The 1,096-nt window shown below is 61.9% G+C and carries 1 protein-coding gene; it reads right to left on the reverse strand.

Going from position 1 to position 1,096, the window contains the following annotated elements; genetic code table 11:
* Positions 1-552: 552 nt before the first annotated feature.
* On the reverse strand, positions 553-1,068 hold the full coding sequence (locus AC1DVR_RS23485) for a glutathione S-transferase family protein (RefSeq protein ID WP_478003041.1): 516 nt from the start codon (positions 1,066-1,068) through the stop codon (positions 553-555).
* Positions 1,069-1,096: the final 28 nt, after the last annotated feature.

Here is a 1,096-nt window from a genome sequence, read left to right on the forward strand (position 1 = left end):
GTCCTGGGCAAAGGGAGCAAGCTCCAGCCCCTCGGCAGTGGTGCGGGCGCGAAATGTGCCCCAATGGCTGCTGTGCTGCCGAAAACGGGGGGAAGAGGTCATGTGTGGCGTCCAGATCTTTATGGTGATGGGCAAATGGCCTAGGGCCTCGCGTCCCGGCAAAGGCTGCGCTTTGTCCCCCCGGACGGGCCATCAAGAGGGAGCAGACCGGCAGGGCCGAAGGCTATCTCATGGGCAGGGAGGCGGCATCTTCAGCCCGGGGAAACCCTCTCCCTGCCCAAGCCAAGTTGTGCAGGCCTTTCCCGGTGTACTGTGCCAAGGACCGCCGAGTCTGCGAGCTTGCCATGTCACCCGTGGTTTCGCATCCAGCAGACCAAAGGCCGGTTGCGCGACCGCGTAACCGGCACCAACGCCCCCGCGCCCGGATCTGGCGGTCGGACTACTGGGCGCGACAGCGGCCTGCCGTTGCGCCGAAACCAGAGTGTACGGCGACCTCAATGGGTGAAGAAACCCATATCTGTTGCCGTCGCGGCCCTTCCATAGCGGATCGGCTCACCCGGCACCTTGGTGAGGACCGCGCGAGACCAGGATCGGCTGCCACAATTCGGCATCGCGCTTCGACACCAAGGGCACGCCGCGTTGCTGTAAGATGCCCAGGTAGATGCGTTCGGACTTCTCGTTCAGGACATTCTGCATGGCGGGGTGTTTGACCAACCGGTTCCCCCAGCGGGTCAGAAACGGCAGGCCGGTCATCAGGAAAGTATCGAACCAGCGATCCACTAGGAAGATCCGCCATATAGTCGGGCAAAACACCACGCCCGCATTCGACAGCGGCCGCGTCAAGACCTCGGGTACCTGCGTCAGGCTGTGTTCGATCAGGATCAGACGCTGGCGCAGGTGGTAGATGGCAATATCGTTTTCGACCGAATCCTGTGMATGTGTCACGGCGGACAGGCGGATTTGCAACCCGCGACCAAGCTCCATCAACGCGCGTTCGGCCGTGTGCAGTCCCGGATCATCGGGATAAAGCGGTTGGTTTGGATGCAAAGCCTCGATGGCTTCGATCATGGCGATGCTTTTGTCGATCGTCCTGTCT

The organism is Rhodobacter sp. P2_H5, assembly GCF_056403335.1.